This window comes from Amycolatopsis nalaikhensis (genome assembly GCF_030264295.1).
In the GTDB taxonomy this organism is placed as follows: domain Bacteria; phylum Actinomycetota; class Actinomycetes; order Mycobacteriales; family Pseudonocardiaceae; genus Amycolatopsis; species Amycolatopsis nalaikhensis.
Window position 1 is genome coordinate 7196392 of sequence record NZ_CP127173.1, and the last position, 25330, is coordinate 7221721.

Sequence of the window (25330 nt, forward strand, 5' to 3'; positions counted from 1 at the left end):
TTTCCTCGATCGTCCCCGCCGGCCCTCGTGGGCATCCGCCCGGCGCCCGTTCCGGCCAGGGAGGAACCATGCCCACGAACGCCCCGCCGCGGCCTCGCCGTCGCGGACCCGGTGCCCGTTTGGCGATCTTGACCGCGGCTCTCGCGGTCGCCGCTGCCGGCCTCGCCGCGCCGCTCGCGAATGCGGCGGATCCGCTTATCTCCCAAGGCAAGCCGGTGACGGCGTCTTCGGTGGAGAACGCCGGAACCCCCGCGTCCGCGGCCGTGGACGGCAACACCGGCACCCGCTGGTCGTCGCAGTTCAGCGATCCACAGTGGATCCGGATCGACCTCGGCGGGCCCGCCACCGTGAGCCGGGTCGTGTTGCGCTGGGAGGCCGCCTACGCGACGGCGTACCAGATCCGGGTGTCCGACAACGGATCCACGTGGTCCACTGTGTACCAGACGACCACCGGCACCGGCGGCACGCAGACGCTGGACGTGACCGGCTCCGGGCGGTACGTGCGTCTCGACACGACGGCGCGCGCGACGCCCTACGGCGTCTCGCTCTGGGAGTTCGAGGTGTACGGCACGGGCGGCGGCACCGTCCCGACGAACCCCGGCGCGCCACCGGACTCGTTCTGGGGGGACACCGCGAGCATCCCGGCCGCGCGGAACGTGCTCACCGTGAAGGTGCTCAACCGCACCAACGGCCAGTACCCCGACAGCCAGGTGTACTGGAGCTTCGGCGGCCAGACGCATTCGATCGCCGAGCAGCCCTACCTCGACATGCCGGCCAACTCGGCCGGGCGGATGTACTTCTACCTGGGTTCGCCGAACAGCCAGTACGCCGACTTCATCGAGTTCACGGTCGGGCCGGACGTCTTCAACGGCAACACGACCCGGGTCGACGCGTTCGCGCTGAAGCTGGCGATGCGGCTGCACGCCCACGACGGTTACGACGTCCAGGTGGGCGAGGACTACGCGACGTTCCAGGAAGACCGTTCGGCCACCTTCGCCAAGTTCCAGGCCGAGGTGCCGACGGAGTTCAAGGGCCTGGCGACGGTGAACGCGCCGTACCGGATCCCGGCACCGGGCAGCGCTCCGGACTTCCGCGAGGGAGGCCGGTACGCGAACTACTTCACCGCGTACGCGCAGTCGGTGGGCGTGAACGAGCCGACGTCGAACATCACGGGCTGTGCCGGTTCGCTGGCGGGCAACCCGGACATGTGCGCGGCGCTCAACCGGCACACGGCGCACCTGCCGCGCACGCAGTGGCAGGACCCGGCGCAGTACTACCTGGCCGCACCGGCCAACTACTACGCGAAGTTCTGGCACGACCACGCGATCAACCGCCTGGCGTACGGCTTCCCGTACGACGACGTGGCGGCCCAGTCGTCGTTCGTCTCCCACGGAGACCCGCAGTGGCTGGTGGTCGCGGTCGGCTGGTGACCGAGGTGCCCGGCCCGCCCGAGCCGACGCCCGGGCGGGCCGGGTGCGTCACTTCTGCTGCTGGATGCGGTAGCTGCCGTTGTTGCCGAGCGTGAACCGCTCGAGCGGGTAGTAGGTGTGGTAGCACCCGTACTTCACGACGCAGAGCACGATCTTGGCCTGCTTCACGAGGGTGGCCTCGTAGTGGACGGAGCCGGGGTAGGTCAGCTGGTTCTGGACCAGGCCCTGGTAGTCGGCGAGACCGCCGCCGTTGTCCTTCATGTAGTCGTAGTGGCGGATGTTGCTGACCGTTTTGCCGTTGTAGCACCAATCGACCCGCACGGCCCACTTCACGTGGTTGAGGTGGGTGGTGCTGGGATAGCTGATGTAGCGGTCGGCGTAGGTGCAGCTGGTCTTGCCGGGCACGGGAGCGGGCGCCTGCCCGCTTTCGTCGGCGACCGTAACGGCGCCGGTAGCCGTCCCAGACCCGGCCGGAATCACCGATCGCGAGGTCGGCGGCCTGCCCGGCCGTGACGGCGGGGAGCAAGTCCCCGTCGAGTTCCGTCGTCGCCGGTGTTCCGCAGCCCCCGCGTCGGCACCAGTACTCGCCGGGGCACGCGAAGCCGAGCCGGTGCACGACGCCGATCGTGTCGTCGGACGCCGAGGAGCGCGTGATGCAGAGCAGCTGGCTGTGCAGGGGCAACAGCGTGCCGTTCAGGCCGTCTTCGCCGGTGAACCCGCCGCCGTAGACGTACACCAGCAGACCGCTTTCCCCGGCTGAAGCCCATCCGGTCACGGCCGCCTGCGCGGTCGCCAAGAATGGGCCGAGGTCGCCGGGACCCCACCCGTCGAGCCGCCAGCGCCTGCTGTACCGCCAATCACCTGCCGCCGCCAGCGCCCGTGCCGCGAGTTCCATCCCGTGTGGTGAGTTGTCTTCGATCGCGACTCCGCCGATGGTCGCCACCGTCGCGAGCAGTTCGGCGGCCACCCCGGGATCCTTCGACGCGCGCGGTCGCCGCTGAGGATCGCGCGGCCACCAGCAGACGTCCTCCGGGACCAACGCTTCGATCGCCGTGTCGTCGATCAGCACGTCACCGCTCGGCGCTTCACCGCCGCCCACGCCCAGCAAGGAGTGCAGAACCAGCTCCAGCTCACCCACGCCGCCGGGTGTCATCTTGAACTCCGGGCGCCCCTCGTAGCAGTCGAACACCTCGACGGTGACCTCGTCGAACTCCGGGAAACTCGCCACCACCGCGGTGCGCAACGCCCAGTCGTCCTCCGCCGCACCCGCGGTCGCCGCCGGTGCGGCGGATCCGTCCGGACGCAGGCGAGGCACCCACTCCGGGCGGTTTTCCTGCCGTCGCTCGACCGCGTCCAGGTGCGACAGCAACTCGCTTTTCGACGGCCGTGAACGGGAAAACACCACCTCCGCCGAACGCAGAATCGTCTCCAGCTCGCTCCTGGTGAGGCGTTCGGGGTCCGGGGGAATGTCGATGAACACCTCGGGTTTCACCAACGGTTTGACCACTGCCTCGACGGCCGCGGAGAAGCGCGCCCGGAAGTCACCTCGCGTCGTGTCGAAGGCGGGCCTTCGCCGAGCCGATGTCCGCTTCGGCCCCGGCCAGCGCCTCGAACATCGCCAGCCAGGCCTCGTTCTCCGCCACGGGACCGGACATGACGGCGAGGACCGGAGCCTGCGTTTCCACGAAGTTGACCGTGTTGTGGTCACCGATGAGCACGCCTTTGTTGCCGTGGACATCGAGGTACCAAGTCGCCTGCGGCTCGCCGTGCACGCGGCGAGTATAGGGACCGCGGGTCCGGCACGACCGTGTCGACTTGTCGGCGCGAGAGGGTCCGCGGCGCCGCCGCGAAATATCTCCAGCGGCGAACTCACGCCCATGCGGCCGCCGGTGCGCGACGGACACGATCCGGCTTGACTAGCGGCACTGTCCGAGGCGGGTAGCCCGTGAGGGTTAACTCATCCGGTGGGTCTGACTCCCATACTGCGTAACGGACGGCGACCAACCGGGTTGCACCTTCGACACCATCGGGCTACGGGCGGTGCGGAGGGCGGACCAGTGGGCGACCGAGACCACGCCGGCGGGACCGGCGTCGCCGTGCGGAGACTGCGCAGCCGGTGGCGGATCGCGAGCATCACCAGCGGCTGGCGGTTCCCCAGCGACTGGGCGGTCCCCGAAGTGGACACCGTGTGCGGCTCGGCGCTGTTCCGCGGTGACCTGACCGCGGCCCTCACCGGCCTGGGCGGGTCGCGGGCCCGCACGGGCGCGGGGCTGGACGAGACGCTGTACGACGTCGCCGCGCTGCACGCCGTGCTGGACGGCGGCTCCGACGCCGACGGCCTGATCTCCGCCGACCCGCACGCCGCGCCCCTGGCCATGCTCCGCGCCGCCGCTGTCGGCTGGGCCGATGTCGCCAGCGCGCTCACCGGCGGCACGGCGACCGAGCCGGACACCGGCCTCGCGACCGAGGCCTACCTGCGGACCCGGCTCGGTGAGGTTTACCGGGCCGCCGCGGCACCGGTGCTGCTCGCGATCGAGGTCGACCTGGCCCGGGTGGCCGGCTGGTCGCGGCCGATGGCCATGGCCCTGGTCGCCGACGTCCTGCGCGAGGTCTTCGACGGCGGCGAGACCACCGCGGCGCTCGGCGAGTCCACCGCCGTGGTGCTCGCCGAGCGCGACGCCGACCTGGGCCACCGCATCCGGCGGGTCCGCCGCCGGATCGCCGACCGGCTCTCCGCGGACCCGCAGCTCGCCGCGGCCGCGCACCCGCGCGTGCGGTCGCACCACCTCCCGGACACCCTGGCCGCGGCCCACGATCTGCTGTACCACCTGGGCGGCCGCGGGTGACCTACGCGGCGGGCGGGATGTTGTGCGTGAAGCGGAAGACGTTCTCCGGGTCGTAGCGCTTCTTGACCGCTGCCAGCCGCTCGTACTGCGCGCCGTACGCCGCGCGGACGCGGTCTTCCGCCACGTCGTCGCCGAGCAGGAACGTCGGCAGGCGCCGGGGGAGCGCCCACGGCCGCAGCTCGGCGGACACGTGCGCCAGGTGCCCGGCCAGCTCGTCCCGGCTTTCCGGGCCGCCGACCGCGAGGCCGAACACCAGGAACGGGACGCCGCGGGACGGCACCGCGTTCGGGACGGACGGCTCCCGGTCCAGCGCGCCGCCCAGCGCGCGCACTTCCAGGCCCAGCAGCGGGCAGTCGACGCCCGGTCCCGCCAGCTCGAGCAGCTTGCCGACGACGTCCGGGCCGAACTCGGCCAGTGACACCGCTCCCGAGTGGTGCGGGATCGGGTCGGTCGGGTCCAGGTGGATCTCGCCGATCGCGGGGAACGGCTTGTCGCCGACGAGGTCCAGGACCACCGGCGCGGCCGCGCGCATCGGCGCCAGCAGCCGTTCGCCTTCCTCGGGCGTGCCGAGGAAGGCGAAGCGCAGGTGCACGACGAACGCGCCGCGCAACGGCTCGGGCAGGGCGGGCAGGGGCGGCAGCCGCTGGAGCATCACCGACGTCGTCGCGTCCTCCGGCAGCGTGGGTGCCCACTCGCGCCACGCGTGCAGCACCGCCGCCGCGTCCGCGCCGGGGAAGTACAGGCCGCCGCCGTGGAAGCGGGCGTGGGGGAACAGGTCGAACTCCATCGCCGTGACCACCCCGAAGTTGCCGAGGCCGCCGCGCAGGGCCCAGAACAGGTCGGGTTCGTCCTCGGGTGTCGCGACGCGCTGCTCGCCGTCGGCCGTGACGAGCTCGATCCGCCGCACGTGGTCGGCCGCGTAGCCGAGAGAGCGGCCCAGCACCGGGCTCAGCCCGCCGCCGAGGGTGTAGCCGACCACGCCGACGGCCGGCGCCGACCCGGCGATCGGGGCGAGGCCCGCCTTGCCGGCCTCGTCCAGCACCTGCTGCCACCGCACGCCGGCCCCGACCCGCGCGGTGCGACGCTCGACGTCGACGGTCACCTCACCGAGCCTGCTCGTGGTGACGAGCACGGCCTCGCGCGCCGGGTGCACGACGTGGTGGGAGGTGGCGTTGACCGCGACCGGCATGGACCGCGCGCGGGCGAACCGGACCGCCTGCGCGACGTCGTCAGCCGTCTCGGCCGCGACGACGACCGCGGGCTCGAGCGGGTGGTTGGGGTTGAAGCTGAAGCACTCCTCGGCGTAGCCCGGCTCCCCGGGCCGGAACACTCCACATCGGACGGTGTCGGTCGGCGTCATGGTCTTTCGCTGCTCCCGGTGTAGGCGGTGCCACCAGCCAAGCCCGGAGCTGTTGACGGACGGTTGACGCGCGTTCTATACGTCGCGTCGACGCTCAGATCGCGCCGGCGCGCAGGGCGTAGGAGACCGCGTGGGTCCGGTTGCGCAGGTGCAGGCGCCGGGTGACGTCCTGGAGGATCTTCTTGATCATCCGCTCGGAGAAGCCGAGCCGGGCGGCGACGGCCCCGGTGTCGAGGCCTTCGGCGAGCAGCCGGAGCACCTCGGTTTCGCGGCGGGTCAGCCCGCCCGTGGTGAGGCCTTGGCCGGTCAGGATCGTCCGCTGGAACGTCCGCGCCTCGTCGAGCAGCCAGCGCGTGACCGCCTCGGGCACGACCGCGCCCCCGTTCGCGGCGGCCACGACGGCGCGGACGAGCACCGACGGCGTGCAGGTCGCGCGCGGCAGGATGCCCACAACGCCACAGCCCACGGCCCTGGCCAGCTGGGACCCGCGCAGCGGCCCGGACACGAGCACCAGGCGCCGGCGAGGGTTCTCCGCCCGCGCGGCCAGGTCTTCGACGGCGTCGAGCAGGGTGCCGGTGACGGCCCCGGCGGCCACCACGACGACGTCGGCCCCGGCGTGCCGGTCCGCGGGCAGCACCTGGACCTCGGGCGACGCCCGCAGCGGCGTCAGGAGGTTCTCGCCTTCGAGGGGGTCGTCGGCGAACACGCACGCGCTGACCACGTCGGCGGGCGGGCCGAACCCGAGCGGGTCGGCGGGCCCCTCGTCCCGCGGCAGCAGGCCGACCACCAGGCCCGCGGTTTCCGGGTCGGCCGGAACGTCGATGCTCATGGGCCGAGCCTGCCGGTCCGAAGTGGACGACGGGTTGACGAGCCGTCGACGTCGTCCGGGACCTACCGGCCCTGAGTGGTGACGCGCGTCACAGTCGACCGGGATCAACCGCCCGGGGTGGTCGCACGTGGAGTGCGCACGGCGCCGACCACCGGTGCCCTCGACGATCGGGAGATCCCATGCGCGCGAAACGGGTATTGAGCGGGCTCGCGGTCCTCGTCGCCGCGGTCGGGGGCACCGCCTTGGCGGCACCGGCCGCGTCCGCGGCGACGTTGCACGGCTGCCCGGACTTCCAGTTCTGCTTCTACTTCAACAGCAACTTCGGCGGCGCGCTCGCCAACTACGCCTATTCGGACGGTAACCTCGACAACGAGCTGTTCCGGTGGGGCGGCACCAACGGCCGGGGCGTCCAGGTGAAGAACAACGCGGCTTCGGTCGTCAACAACGCCGAGTGGACCGCGACCGTCTACTACAACAGCGGCTGCAACGGGAGCGTGGCGTCGCAGTCGTTCGGCGCGTACGGCGGCGGCAACTTCAACGCCACGATGAAGAACAACAACGCGAGCTTCAAGTGGCCCGCCGCGCCGTCGATCTTCAGCGACTGTGCCCAGCGCGACCAGGATTAGCCGCGCGATCGTGTCGGCGGCGGTGGTGCTCACCGCCGCCGCCTGCGCGACGCCGCCCGAGCCCGATTTCGGCGAGGCGCTGGCCAAGGTGCCCGCCGCGGCGACGGTGCACGGCGTCGACCTCCCGCTCGACCGGACGCTGCTGACACCGGTGGAGGAACTGGAAGTCATCAAGGCGCGCAACACGTTGATGGAGCGGTGCCTGGCGGCCCACGGGCTGACGTTCACGTTCCCCGCGGTCGATCCGGTGCGCGACGCCGCCAAGCCGCGGCGGTACGGGCTCGTCGACGCGCGCGAGGCCGCGGAGTTCGGCTACCGCGACCCGGCGGTGTTCACCCGGCGCTCCCCGGCGCCGACGCAGCGGCCGCCGTCCGACGTCGTCGCGATGATCACCGGCCGCGGCGGGCCGTCCGGCGGCTGCGCGGGCGAGGCGGACCGGACGCTCGCGCCCGACGCGAAGCCGGGGCAGGAGCCGGTGAGCTTCGGGCTGAGCGGCCGCAGCCTGGAGGTCGCCCGCACGACCCCGCCGGTGACCGCGGCCGCGGCGAAGTGGTCGCGGTGCATGGCGGCGGCCGGGTTCGCCTACGCCGATCCCGACGCCGCCATCACCGACCCGGCGTTCCGCGCGGGCCGGGCGTCGGCGCACGAGATCGCCGTCGCGACGCAGGACGTCCGGTGCAAGGAGCGGGCCGAGTGGGTGGGGACGTGGGTCGGGGTCGAGCGCGCGGTGCAGGACGTCCTCATCCGGCAGCACGCCGACGACCTGACGCGCGAGCGGGAGCACAAGGAGCGGCAGCTCGCGGCGGCGCGGACGACCAACGGCTGATCGTCACCGGCGGTTCGGGGCCGGGAGCCCGGCGTCGGCCATTGCCTGCCAGAGGGGCCCGGCGTCGAAGCGGCGGGTGTCCAGTCCCTCGACGAACTGGCAGCCGTAGGCGGCCGCCGTCAGGGTCGTGGCCTGGCCGCGCGTGTCGACGAACCGCAGCTCGAAGCTCGGGCCCAGTTCGAGGGTGCAGGCGATGTCGTCCGGCGGGGTCGGCAGGGAGCACGCGGCGGCGGCGATCTTCTTGATCGCGGCCACGTCCGCGGTGCGGGTTTCCGGCCCCGGGCCGCCTTTCGGATTGGCCAGCGGCCCGCGCTCGACGACTCCCGCGGTGCGTACGAAGGGGAGCAGAGGCCCGTCCCGGACGCCTGATCACCGCCGCCGCAAGCTCCGGCGAACGACACCAGAAGTACCAACCCGCAAGCCGTAGCCAGTATTCGCACAACGCCCTCCCTGTCCCGTCTGGTTCCGAGACGGGACAGGGAGGGCGTCGGGTTGCATCGCCGAGCGCGTCACGCAGTCGCGACCCGCGCGAAATCAGCGGCGTTCGGCGTGGACCGAGCGCTCGACCTCCGACACCGGGAGCGCCCGCCCGCCGGGTCGCAGGTAGCGGTCGGTGAACTCGGCCGGGCCGCACTGCTCGACCTCGTGCCAGCCGTGGCCCGCGAGGAACTCGCCGACCTCGTCCGGGTGCAGTCCGAACTTCCAGAGACCGTCCCGGACCACGAACTCGTCGTAAGCCGCCCGCGCGCCGTACGTCTCGGTGCCGTCGAGGAAATCCTTGCGGAGGTAGGTGAACGCCAGCCCGCTGCCGGGCGGGGCCGCCGCGAGGACGTCGAGCGTCCGCCGCACCGCGGCCTCGGTCAGGTACTGCGTCACGGCCTCCCAGACGAAGAACGTCTGTGCGCCGCTCCGGTAGCCGTGGGCGGCGAGTTCTTCGGCGAGGTCCTGGGTTTCGAAGTCGACCGGGACCAGGGTGACCGGCTTCGTCGCCGAGCCGAACGCCCGGCGCAGCGCCGCTGCCTTGCGAGCCGTGTTCGACGGCAGGTCGACCTCGAAGACCGGGAGGTCACCGAGCGCGGGGAGGCGGTAGGCGCGGGTGTCGAAGCCCGCCCCGAGGATCACGACCGCGTCGACACCCCGCTCGACGGCGGCGAGGAGCCGGTCGTCGATGAACCGCTTGCGGCACAGGATGCTCGCCCACAGCCCGGGCATCCGCTTCTCCGTCGCCGAAACCAGCGCCCGCCGCGCGGGCCGCCACGCGCTCAGCGCGACCGCCGCCCGGGCGGGGCCGGGCAGGATCCGGCGGGCGACGTCGTCGACGATCAGCGGCCGGGGCTCGTACTGGTCGGCGGCGACGATGACCATCGGCCCGAACGCGGTCCGGTCGGCTCCCTGCGGCACGGCTTCCTCCTGACGTCGGCGGCTCACGACGTCGGCCAGTCTTCCCGGCACCGCGCCACCCGGCGAGCGGGCCCGCCGGGATCGTCCCGGCGGGCCCGTTTTCGCCTAGATCTTCGGCAACGCCACGTTCGTCACCGTGGCCTGCCCGGCTTGCACCTTCGTCTGCCGGAACTGCGGCTGGTAGCCGTTGGCGGCCACCGTGACCACCAGCGGGTTGTACCCCTTGTCCAGCCACAGCCGGTAGTGGCCGTGCGCGTCGGTCTTCACCGTGTACGACACCTCGCCGCACACTCCGTTGTGGACCATCGTGCAGACCTGCACCGTCGCGTTCGCGATCGGCGCGCCCGACGCGGCGTCGGTCACGTCACCGGCCAGCTCGCCCCACGCCTTCGGCGGCGCGGCCTGCAGCGAGACCGGCAGGGTCGCCACGGCGTACGGCGTGTCCGTGTCGAACGCGATCGTCGCCGTGTACTTGCCCGGCTGGGTGACCTTGCCGGAGTCGATCGTCACCGAGACCTTCGCCGTGGCGCCCGGTGCCAGGTCCAGCTCCGTGCTCGCCTCGGACAGCCAGCCCGCGTCGTCGTCGCCGCACTGGTCGTAGCCGGGCAGCATCGCCGTCGTGCGCAGGGCCGGGACGAACGAGCCGACCTGGTACAGGGCGCACGCCCCGCGGCCACCGCCGTAGTACTCCTGGGGCAGGTCCGGCAGCGACGACCACTTGTCGCTCACCGGGTCGTACTCGATGGTGTGCGCCGTCTCGCCCGCCGGTGACGTCACCGCGCCGCTGCCGGTCGAGCCGCCGGCCAGCTGCAGCCTGCCGTTCGCTCCGCTGTAGGCCATCTGCGAGACCTCGTACGGCGCGTCGGCGACCTTCGTCCAGCCGCTGGTGCCCGGCTTGAACACGTACGTCGACTTGATGTTCGTGACGCCGCCGACGTACCCGCCGGCGCACACGAGTTCACTGTGGACACCCGCGCAGGCCGCGTCGCTCTCGGCCTCCGGGTAGTCCGGCAGCGCCGACCAGGCGTTTCGAGCCGGGTCGTAAACGAACGCCGACTTCACCGGGTCCTTGCCGCACACGCTCGCGCAGCCGCCGACGACGTACAGCTTGCCGCCCAACGTCGCCGCCGCGGCGCCGTAGAGCTTCGCCGGCAGGTCCGCCACCCGCGACCACGTGTCCGTCACCGGGTGGTAGACGTACGTCGTGGCCAGCAGCCCGGGCATCCCGGCCCCGCCGACGACGTACAGCGAGCCGTTCAGGAACGCCGCCGCGGCGCGCATCACCGGCTCCGGCATGTCCGCGATGGGCGACCACGCCGCGCTGACCGGGTCGTACACGTAGCTGCGGGCCGACGGCGAGAGCATGTGCATCGGCATGCCGCCCGCGCTGTAGACCTTGCCCTGGTACGCCCCGAGCGCGCTCTGGTAGGTGAACTCCGGGACGTTCGCCATCGGCTGCCACCCGGCCGCCGCCGACGCGTCGACCGCGGTGAACCCGGTGGCGTGCTCGCCGAGCGACACGTGCAGCGGCGCCGTGCCGGAGTTGGTGAGCGGCACCGTCTGCGTCGCCACCTGGCCCATCGTCTTGCTCACGGCGAGGCTCGGCGAACCGACGGCCAGCCGCCCGGCCTGCATCTTGACGTCCAAGCGGGCCACGGAGTTCAGCGCCGTCGTGGTCGCCAGCGCCGGGGACGCGTACCGCGGCGAGGTCGCCGTGTACTGGTGCGCGCCGGTGGTGTCGAACAGCTCGTAGAAGCCGTCCGGCAGCGCCGCGTCCTCGGGCGTCGCCGCGCTGACCGCCGAGCGGCCCGCGTCGGCCACCGTGACGTCGTTCAGCGGCTGGCCGGTGTTCGCGTCGCTGACGACACCCGCCACCAGGCCGCCGACCCCGGCCGAGCACGACCCGACGACGACGTCGTCGAGCTCGCCCAGCGAGTTGCCGCTGCCCCGGAAGTGGAACCGCACGCGCACCGAACCCTGCCCCGCGGCCTGCGGGAGCGGGATCGACACCGGCGTCTGCACCAGGTCCGTGGCGTGGTGCCACAGGTTCGTCCACGTCGTGTCGCCGTCGAGGGACAGGTCGACGTCCATCGCGCTGTCGCCGTCCGGCACGTACAGCCCGCCGAACGACAGCACCGGCGCCTTGTCCCCGGTCAGGTCGAGGTTCGGCGAGAGGAACGTGGTGTCCTCGGCCTTGCCGTCGCGGGTGATCGGGCTGGCGATCGCGTAGTTGCCGGTGCCGATGAAGTTGAACAACTCGTTGCCGTCGTCGAACGTCCACCCGGTCGACGCCGGATCGGCGTTGGTGACGGTCCAGCCGTCCTTCGGCGTGGCCCCGACCCAGCCGTCGAACCGCGTCAGCGCGGCGTGGCCGTAGCCGAGCGCGGTGCACGCGTCCGGGTCCATCGCGGCGGTGAAGTCCTGGTGGACGCCGGAGCCGCCGACGGTCACCTTCGGGTCGGCCTGCCGGTAGCCGGGCAGGACCGGGCTGACGTGCAGCCGGTAGTCCGCGCCCTGGGGCAGGTCGACGGTGTAGCGGCCGGAGAACGGATCGGTGTAGACGGCCCCGTCGGGGTAGCCGTCGATGGTGATCTTCGCGTACAGCGGCCAGCCGTGGCCGGAGCCGTCGGTGACGGTGCCCGACACGGTCTGCGTGGCGATCTTCGTGATCGCGTAGTCGGCGGTCGCCCGCTGACCGTCCACGATGGACAGTTCACCGCTGCCGCTCTCGTAACCGAAGCGGGTCACCGCGACCCGGTAGGAGTCGGCGGCGACGGCGAGGTGGTAACCGCCCTGCGCGTCGGTCGTCGCGTGGTAGACGTTGCCGGTCACCTGCCCCGTCGCGGTCACCGTGACCCCCGCGACAGCCGCACCCACGGCGTCGCGGACGTGCCCGTCGACCGTCCCTTGTGGAGTGTAGGCCAGGGTGGCGACGCCGTGCGGCGAGCCGAGCCCGGTCGGGCCGTCCCAGCCGGGGCCCGCGGTGCACAGCACGGTGCCGCACGAGCCGTTGGTGCCGCCGGTGACGTCGTAGAGGTCGTTGCCGTGGTTGAAGTACGGGTAGGTGGCGGGGTTGGTGCCCGGCCGCGGGTCACCGGCCAGCGCGTACATCGCGGCGATCAGCGGCGAGGACAGGCTGGTGCCGCCCACCTGGCCCCAGCCGCCGGTCGTGCCGGTGTCGTAGATCGCGAAGCCGCTCGCCGGGTCGGCGACGGCGGAGATGTCGGCGAGCGCGCGGTTCGCGCACCCGGTCGTCACGTCCTGCTGGTAGGCGGGTTTCGCCTCGTAGGGGGAGCAGCCCGAACCGGCGTCGGACCAGGCCTGCTCGCTCCAGCCGCGCGGGTTGGCCGGGTCGCGGTAGAGGTTCGTGCCACCGGCCGCGACGACGTCCGGGTTCGAGGCGGGCCAGTCCTGCTTGTTCCAGCCGTGGTCACCGGTGGAGGCGACCATCGCGACACCCGGCACGCTGTAGTGCGAGTCGAGGGTGCCCTGCTCGGGGTCCTCGCCGTCGATGCCGTAGGAGTTCGAGACGAACTTCGCGCCGAGCTGCACGGCCTTGTCCACGGCCACGACGACGTCGTACGGGCTCGTCGAATCCGCCTCCACGAGCAGGATGTGGCACGCCGGGCAGGCGGCCGACACGGCGTCGAGGTCGAGCGCGGTCTCCTGCGCCCAGCCGTCGTCGTCGGCCGGGTAGGCGGTGCCGCCGCGCTGGTCGACCTTGCGGAAGCAGCCGTTGTCCGTGGTGCAGGCGGGCAGCCCGAACTGCGCGCGGTACACGGCGAGGTCGGACTCGGCGTGGGAGTCGCCGAGCGCGTCGACGATGGCGACGGTCTTGCCCGCGCCGCCGTCGGGCAGGTCGTAGGCGGCGCGGATGTCGGCCGGGCCGAGCGAATCCGGCAGCGGGGTGGCGGCGCTGGTCAGCGGGCGCAGGTCCGAGCCCGCCTTGAGCAGCGAGTTGCACGTCACGGTGAACGGCTTCGGCTTGGCCGGGTTGCAGCCGGTCGGCGCGTACAGCGCCTTCGGTGGCTTCGCGGCGGGTTTTCCGGTGCTCGCCTCGGTCGCCTTGGCGGTCGCCGCGGGCTTCGCGTCGCCGGAGGTGGCGGCCGCGTCGAGCGCGGTGTGCCCGGCACCGGCCGCCACGGCGGTGCCCGCCGTGGCGCCGTCGGGTTGGGTGGTGCCGGCGACCAGTGCCAAGCCCAGGCAGCCGGCGAGCACCGGGACTACGAGCGCCAGCAGGCGCCCCCGGGGGACTCTCAAGGGGGAATCCTTTCCGTTCGGGCCGGAGGCTAGAGGGGTTCGTACCCCGCCGGCAGGTCGCGCCCGCCTGCTCCGGCCACGCGGCCGGACACCTCGCCGGGCTCGGCGTGGTCCGGGGTGGAGGGGTGGGGATCGGTGCCCGCGGCGGGCCGGGGAGGCACGGTGCCGCCGGTGTCCGTGGTGCCGTCCACCGGGCGGTCATCGCCGGGTCTCGTCGCGTTCACCGGCGAAGTATCCGGGCGCGCACGGAGTGTTCGCGATTGGGCGGATGACCTAATCTGCCGCCGCGCGCGGCGTCGCGGGCTTGATCCCGGCCTGCGTCGCGCTCACCGCGAGCGCCGTGCGCGAGGTGACGCGGTGCTTGCGCATCGCCGAGTTCAACTGCGCGGCCACCGTCTTCGGCGAGCGCGAGAGCACCCGCGCGATCTCCGGGTTCGTCAGCCCGGTCAGCAGCAGCCGCACGACTTCCAGCTCGCGCGGGGACAGCTGGTCGCCGTACCCGCGCCGCCCGCCGCGCCAGACGGCCGTGGCGGCCCCGTGTTCGCGCTGCGTGGCGCGGACGCGTTCGGCGCCCGCACCCGCGCCGAGCGCTTCGAACCCGAGCAGCACCTCGTCGAGCCGCGCCAGGCCCGCCTCGCGGGTGTCGTCGCTCTCGAGCAGGCACGCGGCTTCGCGTTCACGGGCCAGCAACGCGTCGTACGGCCGCGGCAACGCTTCCCACGCGGCGGCGGCGTCGGCCCACTCCCGCGCGGCCCGGGCGTGGTCCCCGCTCGCCCGCGTCAGCAACGCCCGGCAGACCAGGGCCGCGGCGGCGACCGTGGCCCCGCTGCGGCTCGCCGCGAACTCCTCCGCGAGCCGCCGGGCCTCCGCGTCGCGTCCGGCGGCCAGCAGCGCTTCCACGCGCACTGGTGCGAGTTCTCGTGCCCACAGCCAGATCTGCTTGTGCGCCACCACGGCCATCGGCTCGTCGGTGACTTCGAGTGCTTCCGCGACCCGCCCGGCCGCGAGGTGCGCGCGGGCGAGCGCGGCGGCGGGTTCCAGCGGCATGTCGGCGATCCCGCGCGCCCGGGCGTCGTCGAGCACGAGCGTCAGCTTCCGCTCGACGTCGGGATCCGGCGCGGTGGCCGCCTGGAGCAGGGCGCCCACCATCGTCGTGTCCAGCTGGATCAGCGGTTCTTCCGCGAGGTCGGCGAACCCGGCGACGCGGTCGGCGAGCCCGGCCCAGTCGCCGGTGAGCCAGTCGAGGTGGATGAGCGTCGCGAGGATCATGTCGCGCAGGCGTTCCAGCCCGTGCCGTTCGGCCAGCTCGACCCCGCGGGTCAGCTTGGCGCGGGCTTCGCCGTAGCGGCCCCAGTGCACGGCCGCGTCGCCGAAGTTCAGCAGCCCGCGGGCGATCTGCAGCGGGTCGGCGGAGTCGTCGTCGGGCACGGTCGCGGCGACGGCCCAGCCCGCTTCGTCGCCCATCTCCAGCAACGCCGTGGCGCGGTCGACGACGAACGACAACCGCTCGGCCGCCGGGACGGCCGAGGTGATGACGGTTTCGGCGCGGTCGAGCCATTCGCGGTGCTCCTGCGCGGACCACGCCGTGCCGGCAGGACGGCCGAGCACCGACATCGCTTGCGCGGCCGCGACGGGGTTGTCGGCGAGGTCGGGGATCGCGCGGGCCAGTTCGGCGGCGCCGGTGGTGTAGTCGCCGGCGTGCATCAGCAGGCGGCCGAGCTGGCTGCGGACCTCGGCGCGCTCGCGGCGGTCGAGCACCGCGCTGTCGAGCACCCCGCGCACGGTGCGCACGAGGTCGACGCGGCCGAGGTACCCGGTGAAGGCGAACAGGGGCGTCTTGCGCGCCAGCCGCGCCACCGCCGTCGGCGGTAGCTCGGGTTCGGCGAGCAGGCCGTGCAGGAAGGACACGGCGGTGTGGTGGTCGCCGGAGGCGAGCGCGAGATCCGCCGCGCGTTCGGCGTATTCGCACCACTTCGCCGTTTCGCCCGCTTCGCGGAAGTGGTGCGCCAGCACGGCGACCGGCGCGGGATCCCGCTCGGCGAGTGCCCGGCCCGACCGCCGGTGCAGCTCACGCCGTTCGCGCCCGCCGATGCCGTCGTACACGGCCTTGGCCGCGAGCAGGTGCCGGAAGCCGAGGCGGCCCCGGTCGTCCTCCACGAGCAGGCCGCTGCGCGCGGCTTCGTCGATCGCGCGCCCGGCCCGGTCAGCCGGGAGCCCGCTGACCGAGGTGACATCGTTGTCGGTGGCCGCCGTCGAGAGCACGGCGCACGCTTTGAGCACGGCTTGCGCGTCGGGCGCCAGCCGGACGAGCCGCTCGGCGACGGCGTCGCGGATCGTCGGCGGCACGGCGATCTCGTCGAGCGAGCGCCGGATCCACTCGCCGCCTTGCCGGATCAGGTCGGCGCGGTCGCGCAGCAGCCGCACGGACTCTTCGAGGGCGAACGGGATGCCGTCGGTGTGCCGGTGCAGGAAGCGCGCGAACGGCTCGGAGACGCGCTCGTCGCCCAGCATCGAGGACACGAGCTCCGCGGTCTGGTCCACGTCGAGGGCGCCGAGGGTGATACGCGGGTAGCGCGAGGACAGGCGCAGCAGCAGGCTGTCGTCGCCGACCTCGTCGGGCCGGTAGGTGAGCACGAGCCCCGGCCGCCGCTGCTGGCGCGCGGCGAGGAAGAGCAGGAACTCGAGAGTGGTCTCGTCGGCCCAGTGCACGTCCTCGACCACGAGCACGCCGACGTCGAGCCGGTCGAGGACCTCGGCGAGGGCGCGCAGGAGCCGGTGCCGGGCCGCGCGGGCGTCGCTGAGGGCGTCCGGCGCGGGCGGCAGGTCCCACTCGGGGAAGAGCGGCCGCAGGGTGCCGGCGAGCGGGCTCAGCGCGAGGTCGGCGACGCCGGGCCGGGCTTGGCGCAGGGCGTCGACGACGGGCCCGAGGGTGAGGGCCTCCCGCAGCGGCGGGCACCGGGCGACGAGCACCCCGGGCCCGGGCGGCAGCTCCCGTACGAGACGGCTCTTCCCGATGCCCGCCTCACCGGAGACGAGCACGACGCCGGGATCCGTGAGGGCGGCGGTGAGCCGGGCGAGTTCGTGGTCGCGGCCGATGAGGCGGGGCGTGCCCACGTCGGGGAGGGCGCGTGCGCCTGCCGTCACCTGTCTCCCCGTTCCCTGCCGCTGGGTCTGCTTTCGGAGGATTCTCGGCAGGCCGGGCTTCGGGAGGCAAGGGCGCGGGTTCTGTTTCACACGTCCGCCCAACGGTTTCCCGACAAAACCGGCAGCGGCTGTTTCGCTCGGGCCGGTCGCGCCTGGCCCGGCTCGGCCGCTCATCGCTCGCAGGGCTGCCGCGCCCGCGCGGCGATGGCGGCCGTCATTCGGGGGCGAGTTCCGTTCGGGCGCCCCCGGCCCGGCATCGCGCTCCCCGCGTTCTCAGCCCACGCCCGGCCGTCGCAGCCCCAGGTTCTCCCGCAACGTCGACCCCGTGTACTCCGTCCGGAACCGGCCCTTGCGCTGCAGGATCGGCACCACGTGGTCGACGAACGCCGTCAGCTCGTACGGCAGGGTCGAGCCCATGATCGTGAACCCGTCGGCCGCGCCCGCGTCCTGCCAGGCCAGGATGTGCGTTGCCAGCTGCTCGGGCGTTCCGACGAAGTGCGACTGCCCCGCGCCGCTCTTGAGCTGCTGCGCGACCTCCCGCAACGGCTTGTCCGGCTGGGCACGCGAGGCGGCGAACAGCTGCTCGGCTCGGCTGGACACGTTCGCGTCGCCGGTCCACAGCTCGGCGGGCAGCGGGACGTCCGGGTCGAAGCCGTCGGGGTCGAGGCCCGCCGTGTACAGCACGTTCTGCCAGCGGAACTCCGGGCTCGCCAGCTCCTCCAGCCGCCGGGCCTTCTCCTGGGCCTCGGCTTCGGTGCCGCCCAGGGTCACCATCAGCGCGGGGAGGACCAGGACGTGCGCGGGGTCCCGGCCCGCGGCGGCCGCCTGCGCGTGGAGATCGGCGCGGAACGCCGCCGCCGCTTCCAGTGACGGCGGTCCGGAGAACACCAGCTCGGCGTACCGGGCCGCGAGCGCGACGCCCGCAGGGGACTGTCCGGCTTGGACCAGCACCGGCCACCCCTGCGGTGACCGCGGGAACGGCAGGATTCCCTCGACGTCGTGGAACTGCCCGTGGAACCGCGGCGGGTGCAGCTTGCCGCGGTCGGCCCAGACGCCGCGTTCGCGGTCGCCGACCACGGCGTCGTCGGCCCAGCTGTCCCACGCCTTGGTCACGACGTCGACGAACTCGTGCGCGCGGGTGTAGCGGTCGGCGTGGTCGGGATGGGCGCGCTCGCCGAAGTTCGCCGCGGCCAGCGGTGTGATGGTGGTGACGATGTTCCAGCCCGCGCGGCCGCCGCTGAGGTGGTCCAGGGTCGCCCACCGGCGGGCCAGCTCCCACGGCTTGTTGTACGTCGTGGAGCCGGTGCCGATCAGTCCGATGTGGCTGGTCACCGCGGCCAGCGCGGACAGCACCGAGATCGGGTCGAACTGCGTCTGCGGCAGGTGCGTGGCCCGGTATTCGGCGATGGCGATGTTGTCGGCCAGGAAGATCGTGTCCAGCAGGCCGCGCTCGGCGATGCGCGCGATGTCGGCGTAGTACGGCAGCCCGAGCACGCCGCGGACGTCGTCGTCGACGACGCGCCAGGCGGACTCGTGGTAGCCGTTCGGCCATACGAAGGCGTTGAAGTGCAGCTGTCCCGCGGTCATCTCAGGCGAGGCCCTGCTGCGACAGCCAGTCCTTGGCGACGTCGGCGGCCTGCTCGCCCTCGGAGTCGACGTGCTTGTTGAGCTCGCGCATGATGTCCGTGGTCAGCTTCGCGCTCACGGCGTTGACGGCGTTGGCGAAGTCGGCCCCGCGTTCGTCGAGGACCTTCTTGTTCACCGCGGGCACGACGTTCTCGGTCGGCACCATGTTCAGGTCGTCCTTGAGCGCGACGTACTTCGGGTCACCGGCCGGCGGGCTGACCGAGTCGACCGGGATCACCGTGACCGCGCCGGACTCGAGCTGCTGCACTCGCGGCCCGATCTCCTGCACGGTCTGGAAGGTCGCGTTCGTCAGCTTGTAGACGTCGGTGAAGCCCTTGAAGCAGGTCAGGCGCTTCTCGCACTCCGGGCCGCCGGCGAGGACGACCTTGTCGAGCTTCTTCAGGTCGCCGATCGTCGTGATGCCCTTGGACTTCGCGAGGTCGGCCTTGATGATGTAGGTGTTCTTGTCTTCCGCCGCGGCGAAGTCCAGCAGCGAGATGCCGCTGGGCTCGAACAGCTTCGCCAGCTGCTCGTGTTCGCCCTGGGCGTCCTTGACCGGCTCCTTGCCGAAGCCGGTGGTGATGGCCGAGCCCTGGTACTCCGGGATGAACTGCAGCTCACCGGACTTCAGGGACGGGTAGATCAGCTCCCGCGAGCCGAGGTTCAGCTTCCGCGTCACGGGATAGCCCTTGGCCTCCAGGGCCTGGGCGTAGATTTCGGCGAGGATCTGGCTGTCGGTGAAGTTGAAGGACGCGACGACGATCGGCGCCCCGCCCTTGCTCTGCGCGGCGGGTTTGTCGCCGCCCCCGCCCCCACAGGCGGCCAGGCCGAGGGCGGCCACCACCACGACGGCCGTTCGAAGGGTCCGGTTCCAGCCCACGTGCCACACTCCTCGGTCGATGCTGATCGATGCCACCCTACGGCGGGGCACCGACAAAACCACATCATGGGAACCGTAGTGTAACCTGTCAAGTATGAGTTTGGCGGTTAGTTCCACGGCGGCGGACGAGACGCTGCTGCTCGACCTGCTCAACACGACCCCGGTCCGCAACGGACTGTCCGAAGACGACTTGGCCGACGCGCGGGCCGCTCGTGAGTGGCTGGCCGAGCACGGGCAGCCCGCGAGCGCGGAGGAGCACCGCGCAGTCGTGGCGGCGCGATCGGCGCTGCAAGCGATCGTGCGCGGGCAGGAGCCGCCCGCGGCTGTCGCGCGGTTCGTCGAGGGCGTGAGCTACCGGGCGTCCTTCGGTGACGACGGTGTCGAGTGGACGCTCGACCTGCCGCCGGGCCGGTCCGCCGCGGCGCGGGCCGTGCTCGCGTGGGACGCGCTGGCGAAGTCGAGTCCCGGGCGGTTGCGGCCCTGTGCCAACCCGGAGTGCCGGTTGTTCCTGATCGACCACAGCAAGCCCAACAGTGCCCGGTGGTGCTCGATGGCCGTCTGCGGCAACCGGATGAAGGCCCGGCGGCACTACCAGCGGTCCCGCACCCGTTAGTGCCCGTCGGCGGGGATGTCGAGCCGCAGCCAGGCGTCCTCGGTGAGGACGTGCAGCTCGGCGCCCCGGCCGATGACCCGTGCGGTCGGCGGCAGCGGGCGGCCGTCGGGCTGGACGAGCACGTACTCGCCGGTCACCTCCAGCCGGTCGGCGCCGAGGACGCCGACGGTCAGCGGGTGGTGGTCGGGCCCGTAGCCGCCGTACAGCGCGACGCGCGTGCCGTCGACGGCCAGTGCCGTCACGCCGCTGACCTCGTTGTGCCAGCCTGTTACCGTGCCCTTGTCGATCCGGACCACCGGGAAGCCCGTGTAGTAGCACGCCCACGCCGTGTCGCCGTCGACGTTGAGCGCGTAGCAGTCGAGGATCCCGCCCCAGGCGGCCTCGTCGTACGACGGGTAGTGCCACTCGGGGGTGAGCGCGGCGGAGAACCGGACGAGCCCCCTCGCTCCCACGGGCGGCTCGCCGTCCGGCTCGCCCCAGCCGAAGTTGCCGAGCGTGCCTTCGTCGAAGTAACCCACCCAAACGTCGCCTCGCCGGGTCGCCCGCACGTGTTCGATGCCGTCGCCGAGCGTCGCTTCGAGCAGCACCGCACCGTCGGCGTCGTACACGATCGCGTTGCGTTCCGGGCCTTCGGGTCGCCACCGGCACCGGCCACCCACGACGAGGACCCGGCTGTCCGGCAGCGGCTGCACCGACGGGTGCCCCACTGCCAGGGCGGCGATCCGCGTCGCGACGGCCATGTCCGGCGCGTGCACCGTCACGCGGGCCGGGACCGGCCGGGAAGCCCGCGTGCCCGGGAACGTGGGCCCGCCCGGTGAGGTCGTGGTCGGCGTCAGCTCCGCCGCGTCCTCCGGCGCGCACCACAACGCCACGACCTCACCCGACGGGCCGACCGACGCCGACACCCGCACGTCACCCGCGCGCGGCGCCACGAGCGCCGCGTGGTGCCGCGCGCGGACGGCCCGCTTTCCCCGGCGCCGTCGAACCCAGTTCCTGATCACGGCCGTATCCCACCACGAAACCCGGGGCGGGCTCACGTCAATTCCGCACCGGTCAGGTCCGCAACAACGCCGTCAGCTCGGTGACGTCCTCCAGCCCGGCAAGCCCGTACGTCAGCTCCGTGATCCGCTCAGCCACGTCGTCCGCCAGCACCCGCGACGCGTTCAGCCGGAACTTCGTCGCCAACTCGTCCGCCGACAGCGGGTTCTGCGGCCCGCCCCGGTTGGCGTCGACCCTCTCCTCCAGCTCACTGCCATCGCGCAACCGCACCCGCAGGACAGCCGGGAACTGGTGGGGGAAGATCTCGTCGCAGCGGGCGTCCGGGACGCACCGCACCTTCGCCGCCAACGCCAGCCGCTCCGGATCCGCTGCCGCCGAATCGGTGAAGTCGTCGTGGAACACGCCCAGACCGCCGCCGCCCAGCAGGCCCGTCGCCACCGTGTACGGGCCCGAGAACGCCGCGTGGTACCCCGACTGCGGCCGGATCTTGGCTTCGCGCGGCTCGCCGATCGTGCGCAGCACCGCCGTCGGCGCGCCCAGTTCCAGCTCCACGATCTCCGCCGGGTCGACGCCGCGGGAACGCAGCCGCCGGGCCGCGTCGATGCCCGCGTGCGTGAAGTGGTTGCACGGGTACGGCTTGAAGAAGATCCCCGGCAGTTCCCAGCGCTCGCCGAGGCCGTCGACGATCGCGTCCACATCGGACTGGTCGCCGCAGAACGCCTGCAGCAGCCCGAATCGGCCCTCCAGCACCGTCGGCGGTCCCGTGATGCCGTGCCGGGCCATGCCCGCCGCCGTCACCGCCGCGTGGGCCGCCCAGCCGCAGTGGATGCGCTTCACCGTGCCGCCCGTGCGGTTGGCCTCCAGGAGACCCGACCCCATGCTCGCCGCGATGCCCAGCGCGTCCGCGATCCCCGCTTCGTCCACATCGGACAGCATCGCCGCGGCCGCCGCCGCGCCGAGGGCGCCGCAGATAGCCGTCGCGTGCAGGCCGCGCTCGAAGAACACCGAGTTGCCGAGTTCCTCGTCGTAGCCCGCCATGCCGAGGCGGACCGTGATCTCCACGCCGACGCCGATCGCGTCCAGCAGCTGGGCGCCCGTCGCCCCGCGGGACTCCGCGACCGCGAGCGCCGCCGGGACCACGGACGCCGACGGGTGCAGCACCGACGGCAGGTGCGTGTCGTCGAAGTCGAGCGAGTGCGCGAGTGTGCCGTTGAGCAGCGCCGCGCTCGGCTCGGGCAGCCGGTCGCCGGTGCCGATGGCCGTCGCGCGGCCCGTGCCGCCCCACTCCCGGACCAGGGCACCGACCGCCGCGGCGGGACGCTCGGCCGTGGCCGCCAGGCTGTTGCCCAGCACGTCCAGCACGCGCCGGGCGGCGTCGTCCCGCAGCTCCGGTGGCAGGCCCTTGGCCCGCACCGACGTGGCGAACGCCGCCAGCTGCTGCACGATCGTCGCGGTCATGCGCTCACCGCCGCGAGGGGACGCACCGGGGACCCGGTTCCGCCGACGATCCGCAGCGGGGCCAGCACGAACACGAACTCGTGCACGCCTTCCTCGGCCACGGCTTCCAGGTTCAGGTGCTCCATGATGAAGATGCCCGACTCGACCAGCAGGATCCGGTGCACCGGGAGCACCGCGTGCCCGGCCCCGGCCGGGATCTGCTCGTAGGCCGTGGTGTCCGCACCGGTCGCGACGACACCGCGCGCGGCCAGCCACTCCGCCGCCGACGTCGTCGCGCCGGGAACGCCGGTCTCCTTGCCCATATAGGAAACAGTGTCGCCGAAGTTCCGCGCCCAGCCAGTCCGGATCAGGGCGACGTCTCCGGCGCCCGGTTCGGTCCCGGCACGCTTCGCCGCCGCGTCGAGGTCCTCGGCGGTGACGCCGTAGCCGGGCTCGAGGGTCGGGACGCCGTGCACCGCAGCGACGTCCAGCAGCACCGCGCGCCGCAGCAGGCCGGGCAGGTTTTCCGCGCCGTGCGTGCGGAACACGCCGCCCTGCTGGGCCTCGGCGGCGTCGACGTCGCCGTGCAGCTTGCCGTCGTGGCTGACGTGCGAGAGCGCGTCGATGTGGGTGCCGACGTGCCCGCCGGTCACGATGATCTCGTTGGCGGCCGAGCCGCCGTCCGGGCGGCGCATGTCGCCGTGGCGGCGGATCAGCGTCATCCGGAACCCGGGGTGGTTCGGCGAGCAGGGCATGCCGGTGAAGAACGGCTGCCCGAGCTCGATCAGCCGGACCCCGCCGGCGACCGCCGACAGCAGCGGATCCTGGGGACGTGTCATGAGTGCTGGCCTTCCTTTGCTTCCGAGCCCGCGATCGCGAGCACCCAGCGGGCGCGCGCCACGATCGCGGCGTCGACGAACTGTCCGCGGTGGTCGATCCAGGCCGCCGACCCGGTTGTTTCGAGGTGGTCGAGCAGCTCGCTCGCCCAGGCGGTTTCCGCGGGGTCGGGCGCGCAAACGTCGTGCACCACGGGGATCTGGGCGGGGTGGATCACCGACCGGCCGAAGAACCCCGCCGCGCGCCCGGCTTCGGTGCTCGCGCGCAGGCCGTCGAGGTCGCGCACGGCGGTCCAGACGCTCTGCACCGGGCTCGGCAGCCCGGCCGCCCGCGCGGCGACGACCACCCGCGACCGCGGCCAGGTCAGCGCGTCCCCGCCGGCGACGCGCAGGTCCGCGGCGAGGTCGGCTTCACCGAGGGAGATCCCGGCGACGAGCGGGTGCGCGGTGGCGATTTCCAGGGCGTTTTCCACGCCCAGCGCGGATTCCAGCACCGGGTACACCGGTACGCCGAGCGCGTCGGCGACCCGGCGCACCTCGGCCGGGTCCTCGCACTTCGGTACGCGAACCCCTGCGGCCCCGCGCAGTGCCTTGATGTCGGCTTCCCCGGCGGGGGTGCCCGGCGCGTTGATCCGGACGTACGCCGTCGCGCCACTGTCCAAAGCGGACAGAGCGTTGCGCCGCGCTTCGTTCTTCGCGGCCGCGGCGACGGCGTCCTCGAGGTCGATGATGACCGCGTCCGCCGGGCCGTTCAGCGCCTTCGTGATCCGGTCCGGCCGGTCGCCCGGGACGTAGAGCCAGCTGCGTGGAATCACCTGATCACGCCTTTTTCGCGCAGCGCGGCCAGTTCCGGCTCGCCGAGGCCGAGGCCTCCGAGGACTTCGGCGGTGTGTGCGCCGAGCGGCGCGCCGGCGGACGTGATCCCGCCGGGGGTCTCCGACAGCCGGAACAGCACGTTCTGCATCTTCACCGGCCCGAGTTCGGCGTCGTCGACCGTCGTGATGCTGCCGAGGGCGGCGAACTGCGGGTCGGTCATGACGTCGGCCGCGGTGTAGATCGGCGCGACGGCGGCCTGGGCCTCCTCGAACGCCTTGACGACCTCGTCGCGGTCGCGGTCGGCGATCCACGACCCGACGGCGTCGTCGAGCAGGTCGGCGTGCTGGGCGCGCTCGGCGCCGCTGGCGAACCACGGCTCGTCGATCAGCTCGGGCCGCCCGACCAGCCGCATGACGCGTTCGGCGATCGACTGGGCGCTGGTGGAGATCGCGACCCAGCTGCCGTCGCGGGTGCGGTAGGTGTTGCGCGGCGCGTTGTTCGTGGACCGGTTGCCGGTGCGCGGCTGCAGCGTGCCGAGCTGGTCGTAGGCGATGATCTGCGGGCCGAGCAGGGTCAGGATCGGCTCGATGATGGCGAGGTCGACGACCTGCCCGCGCCCGGTCTGCTCGCGGGCCCGCAGGGCGGTCATGACGGCGAACGCGGTGGTCAGCGCGGCGATCCCGTCGGCGAGGCCGAACGGCGGCAGCGTCGGCGGGCCGTCGGGCTCGCCGGTGATCGCGGCGAACCCGCTCATCGCCTCGGCGAGCGTGCCGAAGCCGGGCCGCTTGGCGTACGGGCCGATCTGCCCGAACCCGGTGACCCGGGTGAGCACCAGGCCGGGGTTGATCTCGCGCAGCTCGTCGTAGCCGAGGCCCCAGCGTTCGAGGGTGCCGGGGCGGAAGTTCTCCACGACGACGTCGGCGTCCGCCACCAGCTTCTTGAAGATCTCTTGGCCCTCGGGGGAGCCGAGGTAGAGGGTGATCGCCTTCTTGCCGCGGCCGAGCATCTTCCACCAGAGGCCGACGCCGTCGCGCTGCGCGCCGTGGCTGCGGACCGGGTCGCCGTTCGGGTGCTCGATCTTGATGACCTCGGCGCCGTAGTCGCCCAGCAGGGTCGCGGCGAGGGGGCCGGCGAACAGGGTGGCGGTGTCGAGCACCCGGATCCCGGACAAAGCGCCCGTCATGGGGCTTACCTGCCTTTCTCGTCCGGCGAGCCGATCTGGACTGTCGTTTCGCCGGGAGGAACACTTGTGAACGTCGAGTTTCGTAGCGACGTCGTTCGGTGTTTTCCAAGTTCGCACTGATCACGCTCATCCGTCAAGTTGTGCGCAGATGTTGACCTGACGTTGGGGCGGGTGTCACGATGACCGGCAACAAATCTGGCGTTTCGCTAAGCGGAACG

21 protein-coding genes are annotated in these 25330 nt (G+C 72.8%); 5 read left to right on the forward strand and 16 right to left on the reverse strand.

What is annotated here, in order from left to right:
* The first annotated feature begins 68 nt into the window (after positions 1 to 68).
* Entirely contained in the window at positions 69 to 1430 is a 1362-nt protein-coding gene (locus QP939_RS35280; RefSeq protein WP_285450664.1) for a beta-1,3-glucanase family protein, read from the forward strand.
* Between the two features lie 48 nt (positions 1431 to 1478).
* Here the strand turns inward: QP939_RS35280 and QP939_RS35285 are convergent, their stop codons facing one another.
* Positions 1479 to 1835, reverse strand: a complete 357-nt coding sequence (locus tag QP939_RS35285; RefSeq protein ID WP_285450665.1) for a hypothetical protein — start codon at positions 1833 to 1835, stop codon at positions 1479 to 1481.
* Positions 1836 to 2971: 1136 nt separating this feature from the next.
* Positions 2972 to 3202 carry a hypothetical protein gene (locus tag QP939_RS35290; RefSeq protein ID WP_285450667.1) on the reverse strand — a complete coding sequence of 77 codons (231 nt, stop codon included), beginning with the start codon at positions 3200 to 3202 and terminating at the stop codon, positions 2972 to 2974.
* A gap of 285 nt (positions 3203 to 3487) precedes the next feature.
* Between QP939_RS35290 and QP939_RS35295 the strand changes: the two genes are divergently transcribed.
* Positions 3488 to 4276: a GGDEF domain-containing protein gene (locus tag QP939_RS35295; protein ID WP_285450668.1), complete on the forward strand. Its 789-nt coding sequence runs from the start codon at positions 3488 to 3490 to the stop codon at positions 4274 to 4276.
* Position 4277: 1 nt separating this feature from the next.
* Here QP939_RS35295 and QP939_RS35300 read toward each other — a convergent pair whose 3' ends face one another.
* Both QP939_RS35300 and QP939_RS35305 read right to left on the reverse strand, forming a co-directional pair.
* Complete coding sequence (locus QP939_RS35300) at positions 4278 to 5636, reverse strand: FAD-binding oxidoreductase (protein WP_285450669.1); 1359 nt, start codon at positions 5634 to 5636, stop codon at positions 4278 to 4280.
* A 94-nt stretch (positions 5637 to 5730) separates the two neighbouring features.
* Positions 5731 to 6465: a helix-turn-helix transcriptional regulator gene (locus tag QP939_RS35305; RefSeq protein ID WP_285450670.1), complete on the reverse strand. Its 735-nt coding sequence runs from the start codon at positions 6463 to 6465 to the stop codon at positions 5731 to 5733.
* 179 nt (positions 6466 to 6644) lie between these two features.
* Between QP939_RS35305 and QP939_RS35310 the strand changes: the two genes are divergently transcribed.
* Together QP939_RS35310 and QP939_RS35315 are read left to right on the forward strand one after the other, a co-directional pair.
* Positions 6645 to 7091 (forward strand): peptidase inhibitor family I36 protein, encoded by a 447-nt coding sequence (locus tag QP939_RS35310; RefSeq protein WP_285450671.1) that lies wholly within the window; start codon positions 6645 to 6647, stop codon positions 7089 to 7091.
* A 10-nt stretch (positions 7092 to 7101) separates the two neighbouring features.
* On the forward strand, positions 7102 to 7917 hold the full coding sequence (locus QP939_RS35315; protein ID WP_285450672.1) for a hypothetical protein: 816 nt from the start codon (positions 7102 to 7104) through the stop codon (positions 7915 to 7917).
* Positions 7918 to 7920: 3 nt separating this feature from the next.
* Here QP939_RS35315 and QP939_RS35320 read toward each other — a convergent pair whose 3' ends face one another.
* From QP939_RS35320 to QP939_RS35350, 7 genes are all read right to left on the reverse strand, one after another.
* On the reverse strand, positions 7921 to 8172 hold the full coding sequence (locus QP939_RS35320; RefSeq protein WP_285450673.1) for a hypothetical protein: 252 nt from the start codon (positions 8170 to 8172) through the stop codon (positions 7921 to 7923).
* 279 nt (positions 8173 to 8451) lie between these two features.
* On the reverse strand, positions 8452 to 9369 hold the full coding sequence (locus tag QP939_RS35325; RefSeq protein ID WP_285450674.1) for an SAM-dependent methyltransferase: 918 nt from the start codon (positions 9367 to 9369) through the stop codon (positions 8452 to 8454).
* A 54-nt stretch (positions 9370 to 9423) separates the two neighbouring features.
* A complete protein-coding gene (locus QP939_RS35330; RefSeq protein WP_285450675.1) occupies positions 9424 to 13578 on the reverse strand; it encodes a carboxypeptidase regulatory-like domain-containing protein in 4155 nt (1384 codons plus the stop codon).
* 29 nt (positions 13579 to 13607) lie between these two features.
* Entirely contained in the window at positions 13608 to 13802 is a 195-nt protein-coding gene (locus QP939_RS35335; protein WP_285450676.1) for a hypothetical protein, read from the reverse strand.
* A 49-nt stretch (positions 13803 to 13851) separates the two neighbouring features.
* Positions 13852 to 16722, reverse strand: coding sequence for an ATP-binding protein (locus tag QP939_RS35340; protein WP_285450677.1), 2871 nt, complete (start codon positions 16720 to 16722; stop codon positions 13852 to 13854).
* 273 nt (positions 16723 to 16995) lie between these two features.
* Positions 16996 to 18309, reverse strand: coding sequence for an NtaA/DmoA family FMN-dependent monooxygenase (locus QP939_RS35345; RefSeq protein ID WP_285450678.1), 1314 nt, complete (start codon positions 18307 to 18309; stop codon positions 16996 to 16998).
* Between the two features lies 1 nt (position 18310).
* Entirely contained in the window at positions 18311 to 19228 is a 918-nt protein-coding gene (locus QP939_RS35350) for an ABC transporter substrate-binding protein (protein WP_285450679.1), read from the reverse strand.
* Between the two features lie 94 nt (positions 19229 to 19322).
* On the opposite strand from QP939_RS35350, the gene QP939_RS35355 reads away from it, so the two are divergent.
* Complete coding sequence (locus QP939_RS35355; RefSeq protein WP_285450680.1) at positions 19323 to 19841, forward strand: CGNR zinc finger domain-containing protein; 519 nt, start codon at positions 19323 to 19325, stop codon at positions 19839 to 19841.
* Here QP939_RS35355 and QP939_RS35360 read toward each other — a convergent pair.
* Genes QP939_RS35360 through QP939_RS35380 form a run of 5 tightly spaced genes read right to left on the reverse strand, consistent with a single transcriptional unit; the run spans position 19838 to position 25112 of the window.
* Positions 19838 to 20842: a hypothetical protein gene (locus QP939_RS35360; protein ID WP_285450681.1), complete on the reverse strand. Its 1005-nt coding sequence runs from the start codon at positions 20840 to 20842 to the stop codon at positions 19838 to 19840. The genes QP939_RS35355 and QP939_RS35360 overlap by 4 nt on opposite strands.
* Before the next feature lie 52 nt (positions 20843 to 20894).
* Complete coding sequence (locus QP939_RS35365) at positions 20895 to 22298, reverse strand: MmgE/PrpD family protein (RefSeq protein WP_285450682.1); 1404 nt, start codon at positions 22296 to 22298, stop codon at positions 20895 to 20897.
* Entirely contained in the window at positions 22295 to 23116 is an 822-nt protein-coding gene (locus QP939_RS35370) for a cyclase family protein (protein WP_285450683.1), read from the reverse strand. The genes QP939_RS35365 and QP939_RS35370 overlap by 4 nt, the downstream gene beginning before the upstream one ends.
* Entirely contained in the window at positions 23113 to 23928 is an 816-nt protein-coding gene (locus QP939_RS35375) for an HpcH/HpaI aldolase/citrate lyase family protein (RefSeq protein ID WP_285450684.1), read from the reverse strand. Before QP939_RS35375 ends, QP939_RS35370 begins: the two co-directional genes overlap by 4 nt.
* On the reverse strand, positions 23925 to 25112 hold the full coding sequence (locus QP939_RS35380; RefSeq protein ID WP_285450685.1) for a CaiB/BaiF CoA transferase family protein: 1188 nt from the start codon (positions 25110 to 25112) through the stop codon (positions 23925 to 23927). The genes QP939_RS35375 and QP939_RS35380 overlap by 4 nt, the downstream gene beginning before the upstream one ends.
* Between the last annotated feature and the right edge of the window lie 218 nt (positions 25113 to 25330).